The following is a 24,378-nucleotide window of genomic DNA, read 5'->3' as shown; positions in this document are numbered from 1 at the left end:
GCGCCCGATGGTCTCTCACAAACTCTCCGCCAGATAGCGGTCCGGGCGGTGCCAGGTCATCACCATCAGGTTGGCGCAGGTGGCACTCACCAGCGACCAGATCGCGCGTTCGGGGCCGAGGACCAGCGCCGAGGTGGCGATGATCGTGGCGTCGGTGATCATCAGCAGGCGGCCGAAGTTCCAGCCCTTCTTGCGGCTGAGCCAGCGGGCGATCACGCTCGATCCGCCCACCGCCGTGCCGTGGCGCGTCACGGCGAGTAGGCCCATGCCCATCACCGTGCCGCCGATCACCGCGGCGGCGGCGGGGCTGGCCGAAGTGAGCACCAGGCCCTTGGCCACCAGCGTCACCATGCCGGTGATGGCCAGCGTCGCGACCAGGCTGCGCAGCGTGTAGGGCGTGCCCTGGCTGCGCCAGAAGAGCAGGAAGATCGGCAGGTTGAGCACGGCAAACAGCGTACCGGGTGAAAGCGGCGCGAGGTACGACAGCAGCAGCGCCAGGCCCGCCATGCCCCCGGTGATCAGCCGCGCCTGGTGCAGCAGGTGCAGTCCCAGGGCCAGCAACAGGCAGCCCGTGGCAACGCCGTAGAGATCTTCCAGCGCGTTGTGGCGCTGGACTTTCATGGCGCGCGCAGTTCCTCGGCCAGGAGCTTGAATTCCTCGGCACGGGGAGAGTTTTTGCGCCAGACCAGCGCGATCTCGCGATAGGCGTGATCGGATTGCAGTGGGCGCGCGACGATGTGGGTGTCGTGCAGGATGCCGGCTTCCACCGCCATTTCCGGCAGCATGGTCAACCCCAGGCCATTGTCCACCATCTGCACCAGGGTGTGCAGGCTGGTGCCGATCATCGTGGCGCTGGCGCGCAGTTCGGGCCGGTTGCACGCGGCCAGGGCATGCTCTTTCAGGCAGTGCCCGTCTTCCAGCAGCAGCAGGCGATTCTCGTCGATCAGCGACGGGGGAATCGATTCGGGCGGATCGCGCGGATCATCCTGCGGGAAGGCGACATAGAGCCGGTCCTTGAACAGCGGGGCCACGTCCACTTCGCCGGTGGCAAAGGGCAGGGCCAGCAGCACGCAATCGGCGCGGCCATGGTGCAGCGATTCGATCGCGGCGGCGCTGGGCTCCTCGCGCAGGAACAGCTTCAATTGCGGGCGATCGCGGCGCAGCCGGGGCAACAGGCGCGGCAGCAGGAACGGCGCGATCGTGGGGATCACGCTCATCCGCAGTTCGCCGGCCAGCGGCACGCCGTGCGACTGGACGAGTTCGGACAGTTCTTCGGCTTCGCGCAGCAGGCGATGCGCCTTGGCCACCACCTGGTTGCCCAGCGGGGTGAAGCGCACGACGCGGCGCGTGCGCTCCACCAGAGTGACGCCCAAGAGCGATTCGAGTTCGCGCAGGCCCGCCGAAAGCGTGGACTGCGAGACGAAGCACGAATCGGCTGCCTTGCCGAAGTGGCCGTGTTCGTGCAGCGCCACCAGGTATTGCAATTGCTTGAGGGTGGGCAGGTAAGTGCTCATTCCCCGGTCGGCTCCTCGGGTGCCGTGCCCGCCGCCGGAGCGGCCCCGCCATTGTTGCCGATCTGGTCGATATGCGCCATCTTGAGCTTGCCGTTGACCACGGCAAAGGCCAGTCGCCCTTCGACCAGTTCCAACGCATCGCGGCCGAACTGTTCGTAGCGCCAGCTTTCCAGCAGGGCCAAGCCCTTGCGCTGCCCGGCAGCGAGCGCTTCCAGATCGTCGCTGCGGGCAAGCAGGCGCGAGGCCACGTCGATCTCGCGGCTGCGGATCTTGAGCAGCAGCTTGAGCAGATCGGCCACCAGCGCGCCTTCCTTGCCCAGCGGCGCACCGCGCGGTGCGCGCGGCGGCATTTCCGCTTCGGTCAGGGGCTTGGCATCGGCCAGGGTCTGCATGAGGCGGCGTCCGATGTCGTTATCCTTCCATCCGGTGGAGAGGCCGCGCACTTTGGCCAGGTCATGCTGTTCGCGCGGCGGGTGGCTGGCGATGTCGGCCAGGGTTTCGTCGCGCATGATGCGGCCGCGCGGGATGTTCTTGTCCATCGCCTCGGCCTCGCGCCAGGCGGCGATCGCGCGCAGGCGGCCGAGCACGGCTGGGTTGCGGCTGGGCGGACGGATCTTTTCCCACACCTTGCCCGGGTCGTTGCGATAGTTTTCGGGATCGGCCAGCTTTTCCATCTCGATGTCCAGCCACTCGCCGCGCCCTGTCTTGATCAGACGCTTGAGCATCCTGGGGAAGATTTTCGACAGGTGCGTGACGTCGCCGATGGCATATTCGATCTGCCGCTCGGTCAGCGGGCGGCGCGACCAGTCGGTGAAGCGCGCGCCCTTGTCGATCGACAGGCCCAGCCAGGCTTCGACGAGGTTGGAGTAGCCGATCTGCTCGCTTTGCGAGAGGGCCATCATCGCAATCTGCGTATCGAAGATCGGGTGCGGCGTGCGGCCCGAAAGATTGTAAATGATTTCAACGTCCTGGCCGCCGGCATGGAAGACCTTGAGCACGTCTTCGTTGTCCACCAACAGGTCGAGCAGCGGGGAAAGGTCGATCCCCGGCGCTAGCGGGTCGATCGCGGCCGCTTCCTCCTCGTTGGCGATCTGCACCAGGCACAATTCCGGCCAATAGGTGTTCTCGCGCATGAACTCGGTGTCGACCGTGACGAAGTCTGACTTGGCCAGCCGCTCGCACAGTTCGGCAAGCGCGGCGGTCGTGGTAATCAGCGGATGTATCTTCATCGTTCTTTTCTGTATGGCCCGATTCCGCCGTACAGGTGCCGCAACACCTTGGGGCGGCCTGGGGCCGGTGGTGCCCCCGTCCGGGAGCGGCGGCTTGACAAAAGCGCGGCCATCGCCTCTTGGCCGCGCCAGACATTAAGCCTGTCTCACCTGCCTTATTGCAGACCGATTGGAAAGAGTTTCGATGCATCCTTACCGTTCCCACACCTGCGGCGCCCTCTCGCGCGAGCATGTCGGCGAAAACGTTCGCCTCTCGGGCTGGGTGCATCGCAAGCGCGACCATGGCGGCGTGCTGTTCGTGGACTTGCGCGATCACTACGGGATCACCCAGATCGTGGCAGATAGCGACAGCGCCGCGCTGCCGCTGCTCGAAGGCGTGCGCGTGGAAAGCGTCGTCACGATCGAAGGCGTGGTGAAGGCGCGCAACGAAGCAACCGTGAATGCCAACCTGGCAACCGGCGCCATCGAAGTCTTTGCCAAGGCCGCCACCGTGCTTTCGGCGGCGGAAGAACTGCCCATGCCGGTGGCCGGGGAGCAGGAATATCCCGAAGACATCCGCCTGCGCTATCGCTTCCTCGATCTGCGCCGCGAGACGCTGCACGCCAACATCGTCACGCGCACGAAGATCATTTCCGACATGCGCCGCCGCATGGAAGGGGCCGGTTTCACCGAATATTCCACCCCGATCCTGACGGCGTCGAGCCCGGAAGGCGCGCGCGACTTCCTGGTGCCGAGCCGCATCCACGCCGGCAAGTTCTATGCGCTGCCCCAGGCGCCGCAGCAGTACAAGCAGCTGCTGATGGTGGCGGGTTTCGACCGCTATTTCCAGATCGCGCCATGCTTCCGCGATGAAGACCCGCGCGCCGATCGCCTGCCGGGCGAATTCTACCAGCTCGACCTGGAAATGAGCTTTGTGACCCAGGAAGAAGTCTGGGAAACGATGGAGCCGGTGATCGGCGGCGTGTTCGAAGCCTTTGCCGACGGCAAGCCGGTGACGCCCGTGGGCCAGTTCCCGCGCATTCCTTATGATGAGGCGATCCTCAAGTATGGTTCGGACAAGCCGGACCTGCGCAACCCGCTGATCATCACCGACGTTTCGCACCACTTCACCGCTTCGGGCTTTGGCCTGTTCGAGAAGATCGTGGGCGGCGGCGGCGTGGTCCGTGCGATTCCCGCGCCGGGCACGGCGGACAAGAGCCGCAAGTTCTTCGACGAGATGAACGACTGGGCGCGTGCCGAAGGCCATGCGGGCCTGGGCTATGTCACCCGCAAGGGCGGCGAGTTCGGCGGGCCGATCGCCAAGAATCATGGGGCCGAAGGCATGGCCGCGCTCTATGCCGAGCTGGGCCTTGGCGAAAACGACGGGCTGTTCTTTGCCGCGGGCAAGGCCGACCAGGCCGCCAAGCTGGCGGGCCTGGCGCGCAACCGCGTGGCCGCCCAGCTCGGCCTGGTGGAAGAAGGCACCTACAAGCTGTGCTGGATTGTCGATTTCCCGTTCTATGAATGGGATGAAGACAACAAGAAGGTGGAATTCAGCCACAACCCGTTCTCCATGCCGCAGGGCGGGATGGACGCGCTGACGAACCAGGATCCGTTGACGATCAAGGCCTTCCAGTACGACCTGGTGTGCAACGGCTATGAAATCGCTTCGGGTTCGATCCGCAACCAGTCGCCCGAAACCATGGTCAAGGCGTTCGAGATCGTCGGCCTGACCAAGGCCGACGTGGAAGAGCGCTTTGGCGGTCTCTACCGCGCGTTCCAGTATGGCGCGCCGCCCCACGGCGGGATGGCGGCCGGGGTGGATCGCATCGTCATGCTGCTGTGCGGCGCGCAGAACCTGCGCGAGATCACGCTGTTCCCGATGAACCAGCGGGCCGAAGACCTGCTGATGGGTGCGCCTTCGCCGGCCGAACCCAAGCAGTTGCGGGAACTCAATATTCGCGTTGTCGAACAGCCCAAGGGCTGATCGGCAGCGCCTTCCGACCGGCGCTCGTGTCCCACGCTTGAGAGGGCACGATGCGGGCGCCTCTTGCCAGCGGTTCAACAGCCTATTAGGGCGATGCCTGACCCGCGACCACCAACCTGTTTCCTGCGAAGGGGCATATAATGAGCGATACCGCCGACCGCGTTAAGAAGATCGTTGTCGAGCACCTCGGCGTCGAGGCCGACAAGGTCACCGAAGACGCCAGCTTCATCGACGATCTCGGCGCTGACTCGCTCGACATCGTCGAGCTGGTCATGGCCTTTGAAGAAGAATTCGGTGTGGAAATCCCCGACGACGCGGCCGAGAAGATCTCGACCGTTTCGGACGCGATCAAGTACATCGACGAAAACAAGGGCTGATCGCCCCGCTTCCCCATGAGCGCCATCGCCTTTGCCTAAAACGGCACAAGGTATTGGCAAAAGGGGAGGAATTCGGCAGGCTCAGCCCCCATGTCTGCGGGGCTGGGCCTGTTCGTTTGTGATTTTGCGGAGAATAGAATGCGTCGTGTCGTCGTAACCGGCCTCGGCCTTGTCACCCCGCTGGGCGCGGACGTGGAAACCGTTTGGGCGAATCTGCTCGCCGGCAAGTCTGGCGCCGGGCCGATTACCCGGTTCGACGCCAGCAACCAGAAGTGCCAGATCGCCTGCGAAGTGAAGCCGGCCGACCATCCTTATGGATTCGACGCGAGCAAGCGAGTCGACCACAAGATTCAGCGCCAGGTCGATCCGTTCATCGTCTATGGCATCGATGCCGCGGGCCAGGCGCTGGAAGACGCCGGCCTGGTGGACATGGATGACGATCTCAAGACGCGCACCGGCTGCTCGATCGGTTCGGGCATCGGCGGGCTGCCGGGGATCGAAAGCGAATCGATCGTCCTGCACGAAAAGGGCCCGGGCCGCGTTTCCCCGCACTTCGTCCATGGCCGCCTGATCAACCTGATCTCGGGCCAGGTCTCGATCAAGTATGGCCTGATGGGCCCGAACCACGCGGTCGTCACCGCCTGCTCCACCGGCGCCCACTCGATCGGCGATGCCGCGCGGATGATCAAGGATGGCGACGCCGACGTGATGCTGGCGGGCGGCGCGGAAAGCACGATCAACCCGCTGGGCGTGGCCGGCTTTGCCCAGGCGCGCGCGCTCAATTGCAGCTACAACGACCGCCCCGAACAGGCCAGCCGCCCTTATGACAAGGATCGCGACGGCTTCGTGATGGGCGAGGGCGCTGGCGTTGTCGTGCTGGAAGAGTACGAGCACGCCAAGGCGCGCGGCGCCAAGATCTATGCCGAAGTGGTCGGCTACGGCCTGTCGGGCGATGCCTATCACGTCACTGCGCCGCACCCCGAAGGCAAGGGCGCCGAACTCGCCATGCGCATGGCGCTGCGCAAGGCCGGGATGGAAGCGGGCGACATCGACTATGTCAACGCTCACGGCACGTCGACCATGGCCGACACGATCGAACTCGCCGCAGTCAAGCGCGTGCTGGGCGATGACCTGTCGGGCGCGTCGATGAGCAGCACCAAGTCGGCCATCGGCCACCTGCTGGGCGGCGCGGGCGCGGTGGAAGCGATCTTCTGCATCCTGGCCATCCGCGACCAGATCGTGCCCCCCACGCTCAACCTCGACAATCCCGACGAGGGAACCGACGGCGTCGACCTGGTGCCGCACGTGGCCAAGAAGCGCACCGTGCGCGCCGTGCTCAACAACTCGTTCGGGTTTGGCGGCACCAACGCCAGCCTGATCATGAAGGCAGTTTGAGCCGCAAGGCCAAACGCCGTCGCAGACCTCAAAGCCGCAAACCAAGGAAGCGCGCGCCCATGATTGCCCGTATCGGTAAGGTCCGGCTGGTCATCCTGGGCGTGCTGCTCCTGGCGGCGGCCTGGGGCACGCATTTCCTGTGGGGCTGGTATGGACCCGGCCCGCTGGCCAAGGACGCCGCGTTCGTCGTGCCCGATGGCGCCAGCGTGGGCTCGATTGCCGACAAGCTGGAAGCCGAAGGGGCGGTGGCCTCGGCCACCACGTTTCGCGCGCGGGCGCGCCTGCTGGGCGACAAGGCACCGATCAAGGCCGGCGAATTCAGCCTGCCCGCCCATGCCAGCGGATCGACGATCCTGAAGATCCTGCAGGGCGAGCAGGGCACGCTCCGCCGCCTGGTGACCGTGCCCGAAGGCATGCCGGCGATCATGGTGCAGGAACGCCTGATGGCCCAGCCGCTGCTGACCGGTGCGGTGGACGTGCCCGAGGAAGGCACTGTCCTGCCCGACAGCTATGAAATCCGGCGGGGCGAGCCGCGCAAGGCGGTACTGGCGCGGATGCAGGCGGCGATGACCAAGACCCTGGCCGAATTGTGGGCGCAGCGCAGCCCGGATACCGTGGCCAAGACCCCGCAAGAGGCGCTGATCCTGGCCTCCATCGTGGAAAAGGAAACCGGCAAGCCCACCGAGCGCCGGATGGTGGCGGGCCTCTATTCCAACCGCCTGCGCAAGGGCATGCTGCTGCAGGCCGATCCCACGATCATCTATCCGATCACGCGCGGCAAGCCGCTGGGCCGCCGCATCCGCCAGTCGGAAATCCAGGCGGTCAACGACTACAACACCTATGCGATGACCGGCCTGCCCAAGGGGCCGATCACCAATCCGGGCCGCGCCTCGATCGAGGCGGTGCTGCACCCGGCCAAGACCGAGGCGCTGTTCATGGTCGCCGATGGCACCGGCGGCCACGTGTTTGCCGATACGCTGGAGCAGCACAATGCCAACGTCGCCAAGTGGTTTGCCATCCGCCGCGCGCGTGGCGATCTGTAAGCTGGTCTTGCCGGCGGCAACCCGGTATCACGCCATAGGGAGTTTTACGGATTTGCCGCCTGAAGCGCTTGCGCCTCGTTCCGGCTGTTCCGATTTCTCCCGCGCGGCAGGGTGCATCGGGTGAGCGGGCCTCTGGTCCTCACCGCCCGGCTCCCCGCCGCGCTTTTCGGCCAGATGCAGGGCCTGCGCCGCGCGCACTACCCGCCCGAGCGCAACCACGTGCCTGCCCATGTCACCCTGTTCCACGCTCTGCCGCCCTCCGCCCTGGGGGAAGTGCACCGCCTGGTCGCGCGGCTTTGCACGATGACGCCGCCACCGCCGGCCCAACTCGCCGGGGTGGTGGACCAGGGCACCGGCACGGCTGTTGCGGTCCACAGCCCGGCGCTGGAAGCGGTGCACGCCGATCTTGCCACGGCGCTCCACGGCTTGCTGGGCATGGCCGACCAAGGCACGCCGCGTTTCCACGTGACCATCCAGAACAAGGTCCCCCGCAGTGAGGTGCGTGCGCTCCAGGCGGCGCTGGCGGGGCGGTTCCAGGGTGAGCCCTTCGCCTTCGCCGGCCTTGACCTGCACAGCCTGCAACGTCTCCCCGAGGGTGGCGGTGCCTGGCAAACCCAAGCCCAATGGACCTTTCGCGGGCGGTAGCGGGACGGGATGAGCCTGGGATTGGGATCGATAGGTTATAAGCGCAGGCCAAGAAAGGCCGTGCCGGGGATCGGGTTGTACGATACGGGTTCCGCCGGAACGAAGCCGAAGGTTTCGTATAACTGGCGCGCGGACGCGAACTCCGCCAACACGTCCAGCCTCATTTCAAGATCGCCGGCGGTGCGGGCTTCGTCGATCAATCGGCCCACCAGCTTTCGGCCGAGATCCTGACCGCGTGCGCGGGGACGGACATACAGTCGTTTCATCTCGCAAATTTCGGCACCGACCCCCCGATATGCGATACACCCGTCTATCGCGTCGTTGCGATCCGCCAGCAGCACACATCCTTCCGGCGCCGCATACTTGCCGGGCAGGTTCGCAAACTCCGCCTCGTTTCCCTGATAGTCGAGGCTGACAGTGGGACTGGCGACATACTCTCGCCAGATATCCAGCACCACAGCAGTGTCGGCCGGGAACTGGGCGTGCCTGATGGTTGTCATGGAACGATTTTCTCGAACACAATTGTGGTTGCAATAGGGCCAGGCGGTCTGCCCGGGATGAAATCTGCTCCCGCGCGGCGCGTCAATTACATGCCCGGCACCACATCGAAGGCAATGTTGAGCCGCTCGCCCGCGTCGAACGGGACGGTGCCGTGCCACAGCGTGGAGGGGAACAGGACGAGTTGCCCCACCGCCGGCGCAATCGTGCCGTAAGGCGCCAGGCCCAGCCCAAGTTCTTCTGGCGGCGCGCCATAGTGAAAGTGGCCGGCATCGGGCGCGGCGTTGGCCGCAGGATCGGGCAGCGCCAAGTAAAATGCGCTGCTGATCCAGCCCAGCGGATGTGCATGGGTGACGTTGAAACCCTTTCCGTGCAGGCGCACCGACCAACTGCCGCTGATGCGCAAGGCCTCGCGCGGGCGGGACAGCAGCGGGTGCGCGGGATCGGGTGGGGGCAGGGCGCGCAGGTAATCGTGCGTGGCCGCCAGCAGCGCTTCCCGTGCGCGGGCGAGGGGGGCTTCGTGGCGCAGCAGCACGCTGCGGTCGGTCTGCGTGCCGCCGCGCACCGATTGTTCGGGATAGGGCAATTGCGCCTGGTGCAACCCGCGCAGCAGATCAGCCAGTTCGCCCAACTCCGCGGTGGAAAGGCCCACGTCCACGCTGTGCACGAACGCCGGGTCACCATCCAGCCAGGCCGCGCGTGGATCGCCCAGCAGGCGCCAGCAGGTGGAAACATAGGGCCAGGCTTGTCCCGCAACGGGGGAGCCGGGCGCCTGCTGCGTCAGCGGGAGTGCGAGCGCCAGCGCGGCATCGGGCGCGCCCTCGCGCAGGGCCTGGCGGATGCGCGCGATGGTTACCAGCGGGCTCGCCGCCAGGTTGCCTTGGGCCAGAATGCGGGCCATCAGCGCCGCGTCGCCGCTTTCGCCGGCCAGGAACACCCGCGCCTGGGCCAGGGCGGCCAGAGCGCCCAGACGCCGCTCTGCTTCATTCAGGATCTCGGTGGCGCGCGACCAGTCGCGCACTTGGGCCACGGCGGCAAACCAACCCAGCCACAGCGGCGCATGGGCAGGATGCGCGCGGGCGGCGCGGGCAAAGCTGGCGTCAAAGCCCTGGGTGTCCCCGCTCACCCAGCGCAGCGAGCCCAGCACGCGGTGCCCCTCGGCCCAGGTGGGGTGGCGGGCCAGCGCGGCTTCCAGCGCGGCCAGGGCGGCAGGCACCTGGCCCTCGCTCGCCAGGGCCAGGGCGTGGTTGCGTTGCGCATCGAGATGATCGGGCCATTGCCGGCATACGTGGGCAAAGACGTGCGCGGCGCGGTGCCCCAGTTCGTAGCGCGCCTGCGCATGCAGAAAGGCGATCTGCATGTCGCCTTTCGCCAGCATGTGCGCCTGGGCCAGGGCCGCTTCGGCGCCCACCATGTCCTGCCGTGCGCGCAGGGCGCGGGCCCGGTCTAGCCAGGCCTGCGCGCCCGCGCTCATGCTGCCTGCGGCGTCAATTGCGCGAGGACCGCGCCATGCAGCGGCACCCGCGCCGCCTCGCTCGCCATCGCCCCGCGCAGCCTGGCCAGCCAGGCCCGGCCATCGGCCGTGCGATAGTCGAGCAGCGGATCGTGGCCCTTGGGCAGGTTGTTCTGGCCGATGTGCACTGCCAGCCACGATGGCGGGGCAAACAGGTCCAGCTCACGCGCGATCAGCCGGCCATGGCGGCGGAAATGCTCGATTTTCAAGGCCAGGGTATCGGGAATGTCCATCGCCGCGACATGGCGCCACAGGTCCGCATCCTGCCGCTGCGTCAGCTTGTAATGCAGGATGATGAAATCGCGGATGCGCTCCATCTCGCCATGGGCGATGCGATTGAATTCATCGCGGGTGGCCGGATCGAAGTCCTTGTCGGGAAACAGCGCCAGGATCTTGGAAATATTGGCCTGGATCAGGTGGATCGAGGTCGATTCCAAGGGTTCGAGAAAGCCGGAGGACAGCCCCACGGCAATCACGTTGCGGTTCCAGTGCAGCTTGCGCCGCCCGGCCTGGAACCGCACCGCGCGCGGATCGCCCAGCGCCTTGCCATCCAGGTTCGCCGCCAGGTCCTGCGCCGCGCGGTCCTCGTCCAGGAACGCGCTGCAAAAGACATAGCCGTTGCCGATGCGGTGTTGCAGCGGAATGCGCCACTGCCACCCTGCCGCGCGTGCGGTCGATCGTGTGTAGGGGGCAGGATTGGGGTCTGTAGCGGGATGCGCGCAGGGCATGGCCACGGCACGGTCGCAGGGCAGCCAGTGCGACCAATCGTCGTACCCGGTCTTGAGCGCACCTTCGATCAACAACCCGCGAAAGCCCGAGCAATCGATGAACAGTTCCGCCTCCACCCGTCGCCCGTCTTCCAGCGTCACCGCCTCGACAAAGCCGGTCTGCCCATCGAGCGCCACATCGGCAATCTTGCCTTCCACCCGCGTGACGCCGGCCGCCTCTGCCCGCTCGCGCAGGAAGCGGGCATAGAGCCCGGCGTCGAAGTGATAGGCATAATCGAACGTGCTCATCACGTTGCGCGGATCGGGGGAGGGGTGGGCAAAGCGGCCCGCGCGCGCCAGGTGCCAGGCCATGGCATGCTCGTCGAGCGGCGCGGTCTCGCCCTCGGCCTGCGCGCGCAGCCAGTATTGGTGCATCGGCACCATGTCGAAATTGCGGCCATAGGGGCCAAAAGGATGGAAATAGCGCGAGTTTTCCGCGCCCCAGCCAACGAATTCGATCCCCAGCTTGAAACTGCCCTTGGTGCGCGCCAGGAATTCGCGCTCGTCGATGCCCAGGGTCTGGTTGAACATGCGGATCGGCGGAATGGTCGCCTCGCCGACCCCGATCGTGCCGATTTCCTCGCTTTCCACCAGCGTGATCGCGCAATCGCGCGTGAGCGCGTGCGAAAGCATCGCGGCGGTCATCCAACCGGCAGAACCACCGCCGACAATCAACACCTTGCGGATCTTGCGATCATCCATTGTCTTTGTCCCCTCCCTGGGCGTGCTGATCCTACAATCAATTGCAGGTCGCGCAAAGCACGCTTTCGTGCAGGGAGGCGCCGCACGCAGTTCTACCGCCGCTGCCGCCTGACAGATGAAGTCACCATGCTCGCCCTTGACGGCCTGGGCAAATGCCGTTGGCGAACGCGCGCTAGAGGTGGCTGGGAAGCGACAGTTCGAACACCGCGCCCTTGCCGGGCATCAGGCACAGATCGCCGCCATGGGCACGGGCGATCTGTCGTGCGAGGCTGAGGCCGACGCCGCTGCCTTCCGTCTTGGTCGTGTAGAACGGATGGAATATCCGCGAGCGCGCCTCATCCGCCACGCCCGCCCCGTTGTCTGCCACGCGCAGCGACACGCGATCGTCCAGCCGCGCGGAAAGGTGGACTTGCGGCGCGCTTGCCCCGTCCAGCGCTGCCTCTGCGCCGTTCTGGAGCAAGGCCCACAGTGCCTGGCCGATCTGGTCGCGGTCCATCACCACCATCCCGTCTGGAGGGGCATCCGCCAGCAAGGTGACGCGGCCCGCCCAGCGCGCGGCAAACATGCGGCGCAGATCGTCGAACAGCAGGTCGAGTGCGGTGGGCGCCAGCGACGGTTCGGGAAGCCGGGCCAACTGGCGATAGGCCTGGGTAAAATGCAGCAGCCCGTCGGCACGGCGGGACAAGGTACCGATCATGTCGCGCAGGAGCCCAACCGGCGGCGGCGCATCATCCAATGTCGTCAGCGCACTTTCGGCAAGCGAGGCAATCGGGGTCAGCGCGTTCATCACCTCGTGGCTCAACACTTCGAGCAGTTCGCGCGTGGCCCGCGCCTCGGCAATGCGCTCTTCGCTTTCGATGTCGATCAGTGCCAGGATGGTGCGCGCTGCGCCCGCGTCATGCGCCTCGATCCGGTCGACGCGATAAGCCCGCCCGGCATAGCGCAGGCGCGGCGCGCTGTGGCGCAAGGCATCGGGGACATCGACCAGCACATCTGCGATGCCGAACACCGTGCGCGCCGCCCGGTTGAGCGCGCGGACGCGGCCGCTGCGTTCCACGCTCAACAGGGGCGTGGGCGCCTGGTCCAGCACCGCGCGCAAGACTGCGCGATCTGCATCGCCATCGGCGCGTGCCACCTGCCGTTCGGGCAGCGGGCGCGGGGGGATGGCCCGCAGCAGGGATAGCGTTGCCAGCCAGAAGCCCAGCAGCAGCACCAGCACGAAGCAGGCGTAAAAGCCGCCGTTCCAGGCCGCCACGGTGGCAGCGCCGCAGCCGAACAGCAGCACTTGCGCCGGAAGCGCGGTTTTGACGCTGCTAAAGCCCATGCTTGGCCATCCGGCGATAGAGCGCGGCGCGGCTCAAGCCCAATTCATCGGCGGCACGGCTGACATTGAACCCGTGCCGCTTGAGCGCGGCAGCAACCAGCGTGCGCTCGCTCTCTTCCAGGCTGAGGCTGGAAGCAACCGGCGCGCCGGCCGGCTTTTCGGCAAGGGGCTGACCAAGGCCCAGATCCGCCTCGCCGATCAGGCCGCCATCGCCCAGCACCACTGCGCGCTCCACCGCCTGGGCCAGCCCGCGCACGTCATCGCTCCAGTGGGCCACGGCGATTGCCGCCTCTGCTTCGGGTGTAAAGCCCAGCACCGGCCGGCCATGGCGGCGTTCGGCCGCGCGGGCAAAGTGGCGGGCGAGCAGCAGCGCATCGCCGCCACGCCGCGCCAGCGGGGGCAGTGCGATGTCTACCGTACCGACCCTGGCCCGCAGCGCCGGCAACAACGGCTCGGCCGTCTGCGCCGTGGCGATGATGCGGACATCGCCGGGCAAGCGGGCAAGCAGGCGCCCCTGCGACACCTCGTTCAGCCGATCGACATGGCGCAGCAGCAGCGTGCCACCTGCCGCGCGCACGATATCGGCGCCGGCGACATCGTCGTGCACGTCGGCCGCGGCGCGCGCGTCGAGGGTCACCAGTTCGCCCGCCGCGCGCGCCGATGCATGATGGATCGCCCGGCTGGCCAGGCTGCGGCCCGAACCGGCCGGGCCAAGGATCAGCACATTGGCGGTCGTCGGCCCGACCCGCCGGATCAGATCGCGCACCCGTTCCATCGCCTCGCTGGCGCCCAGCAGGCGCGGCGGATCGGCCAGTGCGCCATCATGCTGCCGCAGTGCCGCGATTTCCCGGCGTCGATGGCGATGCGCGATCGCGGCGCGCACGCGTTCGAGCAGTTCCTCGTTGCGCCAGGGTTTCATGACGAAATCGATCGCCCCGGCCTGCATCGCGGCCACGGCGATGCGAATGCCGCTGTGTCCGGTGATCACCACCACCGCTGCATCCGGATCATCCCCCAGGAGCCGGGCGAGGGCCGCAAAGCCCTCCTCGCCATGGGTACGGCCGCGCGTGAAATTGAGATCCAGCAGGATGGCGTCGGCCGACGCCAGTTCCAGCGCCGAATAGGCCTCTTCCGGCTGCATGGCGCTGACCAGATCGATACCGGCCCTGGCAAAGAGGACGGATACGGCCTGGTGCACATCGCGATCGTCGTCGATCAGCAGAACGCGCGGAGCGGTTGACGGGCGTGGGGAAGTGTCCATTTCCGGACAGTGTGTGCGATATCGCAAACGCGCTTGTCCAGACAAACCTGATTTATTGTTTATTGGCAGTCAATTAGTTCAAAGCTCCAGACTTTGCGATACTTTCCGCATGAGCAACGGAGCATCTCCCGAATCACCGCGCAACCATGGCGCGGGCATGGACCGCCGCATCACGCGGCCCCGCCTTGGCCGCCGCTGGCGCTGGGTCGCCGGCGGCGTGGCCATCGTGCTGGCGGCAGGGCTCGCCTGGCGATTGCTGCCCGCGGCCGGATCGACCGACATTGCGGCAGCCACGATCGAGACGGGCGCTGTCGCGCGGGCGCCGTTCGAAGACTATCTGCCGATCCGTGCGTCGGTCGCTCCGAAGGTCACCACGCTGGTCGATACCCTGTCGGGCGGGCAGGTGGAAAAGCTGTTGGTGCAGGACGGCGCCTGGGTGAATGCGGGCCAGCCGCTGGCCACGCTGGTCAATCCCACGCTCAAGCTGGACGTTCTCACTCGCGAGGCGGAGATCGCCAGCCAGCTCGGCACCTTGACCGGTGACGAATTGTCCCTCGAACGCAGTCGTCTGGATCGGGCGGCGCAAACCGCATCGGCCAACTACGACCTGCTCAAGGCGCGCCGCGATCTGTCGATCCGCCAGCAATTGCACGATCAGGGCTTCGTTTCCGACGAAGGCGTCAAAAGCTATCAGGAAGAGGCCGATTATCAGCGCAAGCGCCTGGGCCAGCTGCGCACCGGGCAGGACCGTGAAGACCGCACTGCCGGGGTCCAGGCCTCGCGCCTGGCCGATACCCGCGCGCGGTTGACCGGCAACCTGGCTGCCGTGCGCGCCGGGCTGGATGCGCTGGTGGTGCGCGCGCCGGTCACCGGCCGTCTCGGCAACCTGGTCATCCAGCCCGGGCAGACGCTCAAGGCCGGCGATCACGTGGCCCAGGTCGATAGCGAAGGCGCGTGGAAACTCGTTGCCGATGTGGACGAATACTATCTCGGCCGTGTCGCGGTGGGCCAGCAGGCCAAAGGCGAGGCGGGCATCGGCCTGGTGATCACCAAGGTCCTGCCCGCAGTGGCCAACGGCCGCTTCCACATCGAACTGGGCTTTCAGGGCCAGGCGCCGCAAGGCCTCAATCGCGGGCAGACCATGGATATTCGCGCCACCCTGGGCGCCACCAGCAGCGCGCTGGTGGCCCCGGTGGGCGGCTGGCTGGACAGCGGCGGCGGCACCTCTGCCTTCGTGATCGACGCCGATGGCCGCCATGCCCGGCGCCGCGCAATCAAGGTTGGCCGGCGCAACCCCGAACAAGTGGAAATCCTTTCGGGCCTGGCCGCGGGAGACCGCATCGTGACCTCCAACACATCGTCCATCACGGGCGATACCCTCAACCTCCGCTGACCGAAGGGCTCCTGATGATCCGCCTAGAGAATATCCAGCGTCGCTACGTTTCCGACGATGTGGAGACGACCGCGCTTGCCGACATCAACCTGGAGGTTGCAGCGGGCGAATTCGTCGCGATCATGGGGCCTTCCGGTTGCGGCAAATCCACCCTTCTCAACACGCTGGGCACGGTCGATCGGCCCACGGCAGGCCGCTATCTGTTTGGCGATCGCGACCTGGTGGCGCTGAATGAAGCCGAGCTTGCCCGCTTTCGCGCGATGACGCTGGGCTTCGTGTTCCAGAGCTTCAACCTGATCGACGAGTTGACGATTGCCGAAAATGTCGAACTGGGCCTGATCTATCGCCAGGACAGCGGCGGCGATCGCAAGGCCCGCGTTGCCGCCGCGATGGACCGCGTCGGCGTATCGCACCGCGCACGGCACTTTCCGCACCAGCTTTCCGGCGGGCAACAACAGCGCGCCGCCATCGCGCGCGCCATCGTCGGCGAACCGAAGCTGATCCTGGCCGACGAGCCGACCGGCAACCTCGATACCGAAAACGGCCAGCAGGTGATGGATATTCTCACCAGCCTCAATGCCGAAGGCGCAACGATCATCATGGTGACGCACTCGCCCAGCCATGCCGACATCGCGCGGCGGCGGATCGACATGCTCGACGGGCGCATCGTCGCCTCGCTGGCCCGCGCGATCTGAGGAGGCATGCCGATGAACCGCTTTGCTTTCCTCACCCTCTATCGCTCGCTCACCCGCCACCGGCTCTATGCCGCGCTCAACATCGGTGGCCTGGCCATCGGCATCGCCGTGTTCCTGGTGCTTGGCCTCTATGTGCGGTTCGAGACGAGCTACGAGACGTGGTTGCCTCGCCATAATCAGGTCTATCTGGTGCAGACGGTGTGGAACATGCCCGACAGCCCGTTCAACGGCGCCTATCCCAACACGATGGGCGGCCTGCTGGAGGAAATGCAGGCCGATTTTCCCGGGCTTTCGGGCACCCGCATCAACAATGTGGGGGCCACGGTGCTGCGCGGCGGCATCGGCACGGCCGAGGATCTCGGCTGGGTCGACTCGCAGTTTTTCGACCTGTTTGATCTGACGATGCTGCAAGGCGATGGCGCACGCGCGCTGGCCGCGCCGTCCAACGTACTGATCGATGCCAATATCGCGCACAAATACTTTGGCACCACCGATCCGGTGGGGCAGACCCTTACGCTCAACATCGGCGCAGGAACCGCGCCCTATCGCGTTGCGGGGGTATTCGCTCCGCTGCCCCGCAATACCGATCTCAAGTTCACGATGCTGGCCCGCATTCCCAAGGGGGCGCCGCAGGGCAATGAAGACTGGTGGTATCGCTGGGGCAGCACATCCGTAAACACCTATCTGCGCTTTCCCGACCCGGCTGCGGCCAAGGCCTTTGCCGCCAGGATGCCGGCGTTCGTCGTCCGCCATGGCACCGCCGATCTGGGCGCCAACGCCGACAAGACGATGCAGCTCACGCTGCTGCCGCTTGCCGATCACCATCTCACCCCGGCTGGCCGCGAAATGGCCAGCGTGCGCCAGACCATCGTGACGCTGGGCATTGTCGGTGTGCTCACCCTGCTGATCGCGATCGTCAACTACGTGAACCTGGCCACGGCCCGCGCTGGCTTGCGCGCCCGCGAAGTGGCGATGCGCAAAGTGCTGGGCGCCAGCCGTGGCACGCTGGTGCGCCAGTTTGCCGGAGAGGCGGTCCTCACCACCGCGCTTGCCGCGTTATTGGCGCTGGCGCTGGCAGAACTGGGCCTGCCGCTGGTGAATGCCGCGGCCGGGCTCACCCTGTCTATCCCCTATGCCCTGGTCGTGCCCGCGCTGGTGGTGCTGGCGATTGTCGTCGGGATGGGCGCTGGCCTCTATCCGGCGGTGCTGCTTTCCCGTTTCCCGGCCGCAGCCGTCCTGGCATCGGCGCGTTCGCCCGGCGGTGGCCGCACCGGCGCCAGGCTGCGCGAAATGCTCGTCGTCTTCCAGTTCACCCTCGCCACCGCATTCATCATCGGCACCTTCGTGCTGGTGGCACAGACGCGCCATCTGCGGCAGGCCGATCTCGGCTTTGCCCGCGACGGGCTGATCGTGATCAAGAGCGGCGCCGGGCTGAGCGAGGGGCAACAGAGCACCATGCGCGACGCCATTGGCGGGCTGCCGATGATCCGTTCGGTGGCAATGGCCGATACCGCCGCCGGCGGCTTTGGCAACAACAACGCCAACAATATCGAGATACCGGGCCGCCCCGGCGAAGGCCCATCGCTGCGCGAGATCGTCGTCGGCCGCAACTTCTTCACCACGTATGGCGCGCGGGTGGTGGCCGGCCGCTTGTTTGATGATCGCCACGGGACAGACGATTCCAATGGCACCAAGGGAACCGAAAACCGCGCCATCGTAATCAACCGCACCGCCGTTCCCATGCTCGGCTTCCGCTCCGCACAGGATGCGGTCGGCAAGACAGTTGGCAAGGGGCGGCCGCGCACGATCATCGGCGTGGTCGACGACATGCGCTTTTTCTCGCCGCACGTGCCGATGGACGCCACGTATTACACCTATTGGAGCCGCTACCTCGGCGCGCCGGTCATCACCGTGCGCTATGCCGGCCCCATGGATGCCGCGATGGACGCGGTGCGCGCCACCTGGCGCAAGATCGCACCCGAAGTGCCGTTCGACGCCGCACCGGCCGATCAGGACCTTGCCAAGCTGTTTGCTGCCGATGACCACGCGGCCAATCTCTTCACCATCGGATCGGTCCTGGCCGTCCTGATCGGCTGCGTCGGGCTGTGGGGGCTCGCCTCGTTCAACACCTCGCGGCGGGTGAAGGAAATCGGCATTCGCAAGGCACTCGGCGCCTCGTCCCGCGATATCGTCAGGCTGCTGGTGGGCCAGTTCCTGCGTCCCGTGCTGATGGCCAATGTGATTGCCTGGCCGCTGGCATGGGTTGCCATGCGGCATTGGCTGGCCGGCTTCAGCGATCGCATTGCGCTCTCGCCACTCTATTTCGTGGCTGCGACGCTGCTGGCGCTGGGCATAGCGGTGGTCACGGTGCTTGCCCAATCCCTGCGGGCATCGCGGGCAACCCCGGCCTGGGCGCTGCATCATGAATAAGTCGATGCTGGTTGCCGCCGCGCTGGCCACGGTGCTGGCATCGCCCCCGGCTGCGGCCGAGACGCTCCGCGATGCAGTCGAGGCGGCCTATCTCGGCAATCCGACCCTTGCCGCTGCGCGGGCGCGGCAGGATGCGCTGGCCGAAACGCCCGAACAGGCCCGGGCGGCCGGGCGGATCACCGCCGCTGCCGACGGCGCGGCAGGCTATGACCGGTTCGATTATGATCGCGGCGCGGGAGGCACCGTTTCGGCCAGCCTGCCCATCTGGACCGGTGGCCGCATTGCGTCGGGCGTGCGCGCAGCTGATCGCGATGTGGCCGCCGGCCAAGAGGGGCTGCGCGATGCCGAAGCGGTGCTGCTTACGCAAGTCGTCGGCGTCTATGCCGAACTGCTTTATGACCAGCAGGCCGTCGAAATCGGCAAGGCCGATATCGCACTGCTCGATCATCAGGTGGCAGAGGCGCAGGCCCGCTATCGCCTGGGCAAGGCCACCCGCACCGATGTCGCCCAGTTGGAGGCCCAACGTGCCAGCGCCGGCGCAACGCTTGCCGCGGCCCAGGCCAAGCTTGATGGGGCCGCGGCCGATTATCGCGCGGTGGTTGGTCATGATCCCGGCGCGCTGGCACCGCCACCCGCGCTCGGCCCGCTACCGGCCACGCTGGCGCAGGCGCGTGCGGACGCCCTGGACGCCAACCCGCTCTACCAGCAGAGCCTGCGTGCCGCCGATGCGGCCGGCGCCCGGATCCAGCAGGCGCGCGCAGGCGGCGCGCCAACGGTGTCGCTGGGCGGCGGCTATGGCTATGACGTGCGCATCGGCGGGGCAGGGCCAGGCAGTTTCCTGCGTGCCGCGAATGTGGGGTTGACCCTGCACGTACCGTTTCTGACCGGTGGGCTGGTGGCATCGCAAGTGCGCCAGGCACAGGCCCAGCACCGCGCAACCATGTTCGATGCCGCCGCCGCCGGCCGCGAGGCGACCCGCTCCACCGATGCCGCCTGGGCCGCGCTGTCCGGTGCCAAGGCGCAGATGACCGCCAACCAGGCGGGCGTGGATGCAGCCAATCTTGCCCTGGGCGGCGTCAGGGCCGAATATGGCTTCGACCTGCGCTCGACGCTCGACATTCTCGTTGCCGATGAAAGCCTGCGCTCCGCCCAGCTCGCCCTGGCGCGCAACCGCAGCGACACGATCATTGCCCAAGCCGCCTTGTTGCGCGCCACCGGGCACCTCGATCATGATGCGATACCAGGCCCATGAAGCGCACCCAGCTGCGTTGCAGGTGTTTTAGCCGGATCGGAATTGGTCCCCGTTCTGGCTTCGATGGTCCCTCCCGCCTCGTTGGCCGCCGCCAAACTGGGGATGGCGCGTGCCCTTGGGTTGCCACGTCTGTCAAAACGGGGGACCGGAACAAGCCAGGTTGCTGCCGACCGTCGATCTCGCTAGCTGCTTTGCATGCGTAATACAGTTGCCGTGCTGAAGCAGATAGTTCCTTGGGCCATGATGGCCGTTCTGGGCTGGGTGCCGGTGGCGCAAGCCAGAACCCAGGCCTCGCTGCCGGACATGACCACCGTCTTGCGCGAACAGCGCGTGGAGAGCGCATCGGTCGCCTTGATCCGCAGCGGCCGCATCGTCTCGACGCGCGCTTGGGGCGTGGCTGGCCCCAACCGTGCGGCCAGGGTGTCCACGCCTTACAATCTCGCATCGCTGACGAAGCCGCTGACGGCCGAGGTCGTGCTGCGGCTGGTATCGGCTGGCCAGCTGGCGCTCGATGCGCCGATGGATCGCTATTGGAGCGATCCGGACCTGTCGCACGACCCCCGGCGTCTGAAGCTCACCGTTCGCATGGCGTTGAGCCATCGCACCGGATTGCCCAACTGGCGCGACGCGCAGGGGCTGGCCTTCGAGCATGATCCCGGCACGACAACGGGCTATTCGGGCGAGGGGTATCAATACGCCGCGCGTTATGCCGAGCATCGCACCGGGAAATCGTTCGTGGCGCTTGCGGGACGCTGGCTCTTCGCCCCGGCCGGCATGCGGGCTTCGGGCTATGTGTCCGCGCAGGGCGCGACGATGCCGCTCGCCGTTCCCTATGACGAGGCGGGCAAGCCGCTGCCCTTCGGGCCGGTCACGCACTACAATGCCGCAGACCTGGCGCACGCGACGGCGCGCGATTATGCTCGCTTCCTCATCGCAGTGCGGAACGACCGTGGGTTGGCCCCCTCCGTTGCCGCAGAACGCCGCCGGTCGCAGGCCGATCTGACCCCCGGGACATGTGCCGGAGCCAAAGCGACCAGTTGTCCGCCCTGGACCGGGTTTGGCCTGGGCTGGCAGCTCCTCGGCTTTCCCGGCGGGACGACGATGCTGCACACCGGCAAGGACGCCGGGGCTTTCACCTTCGCCGCCATCAATCGCGCCAGCGGCGACGGGATCGTCATCCTGACCAACAGCGACAACGGATGGCGGGTCATCCTGCCCATCCTCGAAGGCACCAACAGTGATCCCCAACTGATCGCCTTCTTGCGCGGCCAGATGAACTGAAAGGACCAAGCGCATGATGACCGCCATCGTCCTCGCCGCCGCGTTGCCCGCCACGCCAGCCCCGCCGATGAACGATCCGCTGACGACGGAGATCGGCGCGCTCGATGCCAAGGTGTTCGATGCTTACAACCGCTGCGACCTGCCGACCTTCTCCGGCTATTTCGACCCCAAGGTTGCCTTCTATCATGACACCGGCGGCGCTACGTTCGAGCGTGACGCGATGGTCGATGGCGTCCGCAAGTACATCTGCGGGAAGGTGAAGCGCGAACTGATCCCGACAACGTTCCGCGTCTATCCGATCAAGGACTTTGGCGCGATCGAGGAAGGCGAACACCGCTTCTGCGAACTGGCGACAGGACGGTGCGAGGGTATCGCCAAGTTCGTGATGGTCTGGGCAAAGCAGGACGGCGCCTGGCGGATCACCAGCGTGCTCAGCTACGGCCACCGTGCCGCGACACCGGCAGAGCAGCAAGACGCGGCAGGTCAGTAGCGACCTGCCGGCTGGCAAGATTGCCTTTGCCCGAACTCGCCATGAGAGGCGGCGAAATGGCACCTCCAAAGGGAGGGGCGTTCGAATGGTCGAGGGCATCCCACATCCCTGCCATCACGAATCAGATCGCCCGCCTTGTCAGGCCGGGCGCGGCCGCTTTCAGCCCAACGTCCGGCCATTGGCCAAGCGACAGGCGCTTCTCAACGCCATGAAGGCGATGTTTGAAGTACCAGATCTTCGTGCCTGAGGGCGAGACCTCAAGATAGAGGCCTTTCCCATCGGGCTTGCGATAGGGAGAGTTTGAAGCTGAAAATTTCGGGCAACGCCTTTTGCTAGGGTTCCGTTTCCCTCAGAAATGCCCCACTTGGCGTGAAAAGTGGTGAGAAAGCCTGGCACAAAGCGAGAGCATCCGGAAGACAAAATCGACCGAAAATCTAGCCAAGTCAATGTGCTGAGGCGTTTTGGGAATAAGCCCCTGGTGCCGCTTACAGGACTCGAACCTGTGACCCCCGCATTACGAATGCGATGCTCTACCAACTGAGCTAAAGCGGCTTGGCCCCGGTGGGCTGGCGGGCGATTAGCTTTGCGCGGAGGGGAATGCAATGGTTTTTGCGTGGGGTGGCGGCGGGTTTTTGGTGGATATCTTGCGAAATCCGCGGGCGCGCGTGGAATTTCCGGGCGATTGACCAAGCGCAATGCCGGTGGGTGCAGCGCGGGCATGATCGCTTCATGACAGAAACGGCATGCAGGAGTTGTGCATGACACACGTTCCCGGCGATCTTCAGGACGCCTTTTCCGACGATGCGGCGCTGCTGCACAGTTTGCGGGCCAGGAATGCCCACGTTCACAAGCTGGTGGAGCAATATCACGCGCTCAACCGCGCGGTGCACCGGATCGAAAGCGATGTCGCGCCCGCTTCGGACGAGCATCTCGAGGGCTTGAAGAAGCAGCGCCTTGCCTTGCTCGATGCTTTGGCTGAGCAACTGGCACTGGCCAAGGCAGCGTGAGCCCGTCACCGCCGCCCGGCGCGGGTGGGGTCAAGGCCGTCAAGCTTGTGGAGAACGCGGCCCAGTCGGCAAAAAGCAGGTTGACGTATCAGCCCGCGCCGCCTAGTTGGCCGCCCTACCGCGCGTCGCCAGACGCGGCGCGGCCTGGGGCGGAGTAGCTCAGTCGGTTAGAGCAGCGGAATCATAATCCGCGTGTCGGGGGTTCGAGTCCCTCCTCCGCTACCATCAAAGTCATTTTGTTCCTTTGCGTTCAAAGCGAGAAATGACTTCTCCGGAAAATTGGAACCACGTTTAAGCCCAGATTCCATTTGGTTTGAATGGGTCGTTGTGCCCGTCGCTGCGACCGTCCCAAGGCCATCCACCAGCGCGTCGTTGCCGCCCCAGCCATAGAGTGTGTCTGCCCCGTCCAGGTCGTTAGAGGACGTCCTTCGCCTCGGCCCCCGGCCAGGACATTGGCGCCTGCATTGCCCTTTCCGGTGAAGGGCGGCGATTTCAGGATGGCTGCTTGAATGTCCCGATTTCGGCCAGCAGCCATTCGCAAAAGCGACGGATCTTGCGGGACCGGCGGCGATGGTCGGGATAGGCGATCCAATAGGCCATACCCAGGCTGGACACCTGGGGAAACAATTGAACCAAACGCTTTTCGGCCATGTCCTGGTGCCAGAAAAACGGCGTCAGCATCGCCACGCCCTGGCCCGCCATTGCCGCATGGCCTTCGTTTGCCTGCGAATCCATGCGCACGCCCTGCAAGGATGCTTCGTCTGCGCGTGTCAGCCCCGCCTGCTGCAGCCAGCAGGCCCACGAGGGATCATGCGGGCTGATCAGGGGCAGGCGGAGCAGGTCCTCGGCCAGGATCTGCCCACCCTGTGCCGCCAGGAATGCCGGGCTGCACATCGGGGTAAAATCCTGCTCCATCAAGCGATGCGTCGCAAGATCGGGCCAGGGTCCGTATCCTGAACGCACCGCCACATCGATGCCATCGCCGGCAAAGTCGGCCAGCCCTTCCTGCATCAACAGACGCACGGCAATATCGGGATAGCACATCTGGAAGCGGCCGATCCGCCATGCCAGCCAGGCATTGGCAAATGTGGGCGTGGTCGAAATCGTCAGGGTGCCTTCGTCATCGGCGCGCATCTCGGCAAAGGCGGCCTCGATCATGTCGAGGCCCTTGCCAAGGTTTGCCGCCGCGCGCCGCGCTGCATCGGTCAGGACCACGCGCTGGCGCTCGCGCCGGAACAGCTGCTGGCCCAGATGGGTTTCGATCAGGCGAATCTGGTGGCTGACAGCAGCCTGGGTCATCCCCAGTTCTTGGGCGGCGGCGGTGAAGTTTTCATGTCGCGCCGCCGCTTCGAACACCCGAACAGCAGCCAGGGGGGGAATCTTGCGCATGCAAGATCATAAACACAGGTAATGATCTCTGTCGATCAATTGGTTGGCCAGAACGGGCGTGGGCTGGGTATTCCGGATGGCAGTTTTCACCGCCGCCGCAAGGATAGCCAGCCATGAACCATGCACCTGTGCCCTGTATGGATCGCCAACCATCGCACCATTTCACCAGATTGTCTTTGCTCTGGGAGACTATGCTGGGCGTCTCTG

The 24,378-nt window shown here is 66.1% G+C and carries 22 protein-coding genes and 2 tRNA genes; 13 read left to right on the top strand and 11 right to left on the bottom strand.

The features are described from left to right. Positions 1 to 15: 15 nt before the first annotated feature. Genes R9J51_RS18805 through rnd form a run of 3 tightly spaced genes read right to left on the bottom strand, consistent with a single transcriptional unit; the run spans position 16 to position 2,743 of the window. On the bottom strand, positions 16 to 621 hold the full coding sequence (locus R9J51_RS18805) for a YitT family protein (RefSeq protein ID WP_179505377.1): 606 nt from the start codon (positions 619 to 621) through the stop codon (positions 16 to 18). Further along, positions 618 to 1,514, bottom strand: coding sequence for a hydrogen peroxide-inducible genes activator (locus R9J51_RS18800; RefSeq protein WP_168556753.1), 897 nt, complete (start codon positions 1,512 to 1,514; stop codon positions 618 to 620). Before R9J51_RS18800 ends, R9J51_RS18805 begins: the two co-directional genes overlap by 4 nt. After that, complete coding sequence (gene rnd, locus R9J51_RS18795) at positions 1,511 to 2,743, bottom strand: ribonuclease D (protein ID WP_168556754.1); 1,233 nt, start codon at positions 2,741 to 2,743, stop codon at positions 1,511 to 1,513. Before rnd ends, R9J51_RS18800 begins: the two co-directional genes overlap by 4 nt. Positions 2,744 to 2,927: 184 nt before the next feature. On the opposite strand from rnd, the gene aspS reads away from it, so the two are divergent. The 5 genes from aspS to R9J51_RS18770 all read left to right on the top strand — a co-directional run bounded on the left by aspS (position 2,928) and on the right by R9J51_RS18770 (position 8,169). Next, positions 2,928 to 4,709 (top strand): aspartate--tRNA ligase, encoded by a 1,782-nt coding sequence (gene aspS, locus R9J51_RS18790; RefSeq protein WP_179505376.1) that lies wholly within the window; start codon positions 2,928 to 2,930, stop codon positions 4,707 to 4,709. Positions 4,710 to 4,849: 140 nt separating this feature from the next. Continuing rightward, positions 4,850 to 5,086 (top strand): acyl carrier protein, encoded by a 237-nt coding sequence (locus R9J51_RS18785; RefSeq protein ID WP_028657713.1) that lies wholly within the window; start codon positions 4,850 to 4,852, stop codon positions 5,084 to 5,086. Positions 5,087 to 5,224: 138 nt separating this feature from the next. Beyond that, complete coding sequence (gene fabF / locus R9J51_RS18780; RefSeq protein ID WP_168556756.1) at positions 5,225 to 6,481, top strand: beta-ketoacyl-ACP synthase II; 1,257 nt, start codon at positions 5,225 to 5,227, stop codon at positions 6,479 to 6,481. Between the two features lie 59 nt (positions 6,482 to 6,540). After that, positions 6,541 to 7,524 (top strand): endolytic transglycosylase MltG, encoded by a 984-nt coding sequence (gene mltG / locus R9J51_RS18775; protein ID WP_168556757.1) that lies wholly within the window; start codon positions 6,541 to 6,543, stop codon positions 7,522 to 7,524. 120 nt (positions 7,525 to 7,644) lie between these two features. After that, positions 7,645 to 8,169: a 2'-5' RNA ligase family protein gene (locus R9J51_RS18770; RefSeq protein ID WP_179505375.1), complete on the top strand. Its 525-nt coding sequence runs from the start codon at positions 7,645 to 7,647 to the stop codon at positions 8,167 to 8,169. Positions 8,170 to 8,204: 35 nt separating this feature from the next. Here R9J51_RS18770 and R9J51_RS18765 read toward each other — a convergent pair whose 3' ends face one another. The 5 genes from R9J51_RS18765 to R9J51_RS18745 form a co-directional block, all read right to left on the bottom strand. Beyond that, entirely contained in the window at positions 8,205 to 8,669 is a 465-nt protein-coding gene (locus R9J51_RS18765; RefSeq protein ID WP_179505374.1) for a GNAT family N-acetyltransferase, read from the bottom strand. An 86-nt stretch (positions 8,670 to 8,755) separates the two neighbouring features. Further along, positions 8,756 to 10,141 (bottom strand): putative 2OG-Fe(II) oxygenase, encoded by a 1,386-nt coding sequence (locus R9J51_RS18760; RefSeq protein WP_179505373.1) that lies wholly within the window; start codon positions 10,139 to 10,141, stop codon positions 8,756 to 8,758. Then, positions 10,138 to 11,649 (bottom strand): tryptophan halogenase family protein, encoded by a 1,512-nt coding sequence (locus R9J51_RS18755; RefSeq protein ID WP_179505372.1) that lies wholly within the window; start codon positions 11,647 to 11,649, stop codon positions 10,138 to 10,140. The genes R9J51_RS18760 and R9J51_RS18755 overlap by 4 nt, the downstream gene beginning before the upstream one ends. 172 nt (positions 11,650 to 11,821) lie before the next feature. Beyond that, positions 11,822 to 12,973 (bottom strand): sensor histidine kinase, encoded by a 1,152-nt coding sequence (locus R9J51_RS18750; RefSeq protein ID WP_179505371.1) that lies wholly within the window; start codon positions 12,971 to 12,973, stop codon positions 11,822 to 11,824. Next, the gene (locus tag R9J51_RS18745; protein WP_179505370.1) at positions 12,963 to 14,234 is read right to left on the bottom strand and encodes a response regulator; all 1,272 of its coding nucleotides are present in this window, start codon (positions 14,232 to 14,234) and stop codon (positions 12,963 to 12,965) included. The genes R9J51_RS18750 and R9J51_RS18745 overlap by 11 nt, the downstream gene beginning before the upstream one ends. Positions 14,235 to 14,391: 157 nt before the next feature. Between R9J51_RS18745 and R9J51_RS18740 the strand changes: the two genes are divergently transcribed. The 6 genes from R9J51_RS18740 (at position 14,392) to R9J51_RS18715 (ending at position 21,775) form a co-directional block, all read left to right on the top strand. After that, positions 14,392 to 15,627, top strand: a complete 1,236-nt coding sequence (locus R9J51_RS18740; protein ID WP_179506560.1) for an HlyD family efflux transporter periplasmic adaptor subunit — start codon at positions 14,392 to 14,394, stop codon at positions 15,625 to 15,627. Between the two features lie 14 nt (positions 15,628 to 15,641). Beyond that, the gene (locus tag R9J51_RS18735) at positions 15,642 to 16,322 is read left to right on the top strand and encodes an ABC transporter ATP-binding protein (protein WP_179505369.1); all 681 of its coding nucleotides are present in this window, start codon (positions 15,642 to 15,644) and stop codon (positions 16,320 to 16,322) included. A 12-nt stretch (positions 16,323 to 16,334) separates the two neighbouring features. Next, positions 16,335 to 18,752, top strand: a complete 2,418-nt coding sequence (locus tag R9J51_RS18730; RefSeq protein WP_179505368.1) for an ABC transporter permease — start codon at positions 16,335 to 16,337, stop codon at positions 18,750 to 18,752. Continuing rightward, positions 18,745 to 20,004, top strand: a complete 1,260-nt coding sequence (locus R9J51_RS18725) for a TolC family outer membrane protein (protein WP_179505367.1) — start codon at positions 18,745 to 18,747, stop codon at positions 20,002 to 20,004. The genes R9J51_RS18730 and R9J51_RS18725 overlap by 8 nt, the downstream gene beginning before the upstream one ends. A 240-nt stretch (positions 20,005 to 20,244) precedes the next feature. Further along, positions 20,245 to 21,285, top strand: coding sequence for a serine hydrolase domain-containing protein (locus R9J51_RS18720; RefSeq protein WP_432787668.1), 1,041 nt, complete (start codon positions 20,245 to 20,247; stop codon positions 21,283 to 21,285). Positions 21,286 to 21,298: 13 nt separating this feature from the next. Continuing rightward, entirely contained in the window at positions 21,299 to 21,775 is a 477-nt protein-coding gene (locus tag R9J51_RS18715; RefSeq protein ID WP_168556764.1) for a nuclear transport factor 2 family protein, read from the top strand. Between the two features lie 121 nt (positions 21,776 to 21,896). Here the strand turns inward: R9J51_RS18715 and R9J51_RS18710 are convergent, their stop codons facing one another. Continuing rightward, the gene (locus R9J51_RS18710) at positions 21,897 to 22,010 is read right to left on the bottom strand and encodes an Arm DNA-binding domain-containing protein (RefSeq protein ID WP_246866172.1); all 114 of its coding nucleotides are present in this window, start codon (positions 22,008 to 22,010) and stop codon (positions 21,897 to 21,899) included. Positions 22,011 to 22,251: 241 nt separating this feature from the next. Then, a tRNA-Thr gene (locus tag R9J51_RS18705) sits at positions 22,252 to 22,327 on the bottom strand. 206 nt (positions 22,328 to 22,533) lie between these two features. Between R9J51_RS18705 and R9J51_RS18700 the strand changes: the two genes are divergently transcribed. Both R9J51_RS18700 and R9J51_RS18695 read left to right on the top strand, forming a co-directional pair. After that, positions 22,534 to 22,782: a DUF465 domain-containing protein gene (locus R9J51_RS18700; RefSeq protein WP_179505366.1), complete on the top strand. Its 249-nt coding sequence runs from the start codon at positions 22,534 to 22,536 to the stop codon at positions 22,780 to 22,782. Positions 22,783 to 22,930: 148 nt separating this feature from the next. Then, positions 22,931 to 23,007, top strand: a tRNA-Met gene (locus tag R9J51_RS18695). Between the two features lie 267 nt (positions 23,008 to 23,274). On the opposite strand, the gene R9J51_RS18690 is transcribed toward R9J51_RS18695, so the two are convergent. Continuing rightward, positions 23,275 to 24,171: a LysR substrate-binding domain-containing protein gene (locus tag R9J51_RS18690; protein WP_179505365.1), complete on the bottom strand. Its 897-nt coding sequence runs from the start codon at positions 24,169 to 24,171 to the stop codon at positions 23,275 to 23,277. Positions 24,172 to 24,378 lie beyond the last annotated feature (207 nt).

It is taken from the genome of Novosphingobium rhizosphaerae (genome assembly GCF_050920675.1).
Lineage (GTDB): Bacteria > Pseudomonadota > Alphaproteobacteria > Sphingomonadales > Sphingomonadaceae > Novosphingobium > Novosphingobium rhizosphaerae.
The sequence above is the reverse complement of the archived record's forward strand: the minus strand, read 5'-3'. Positions and strand labels throughout refer to the sequence as shown.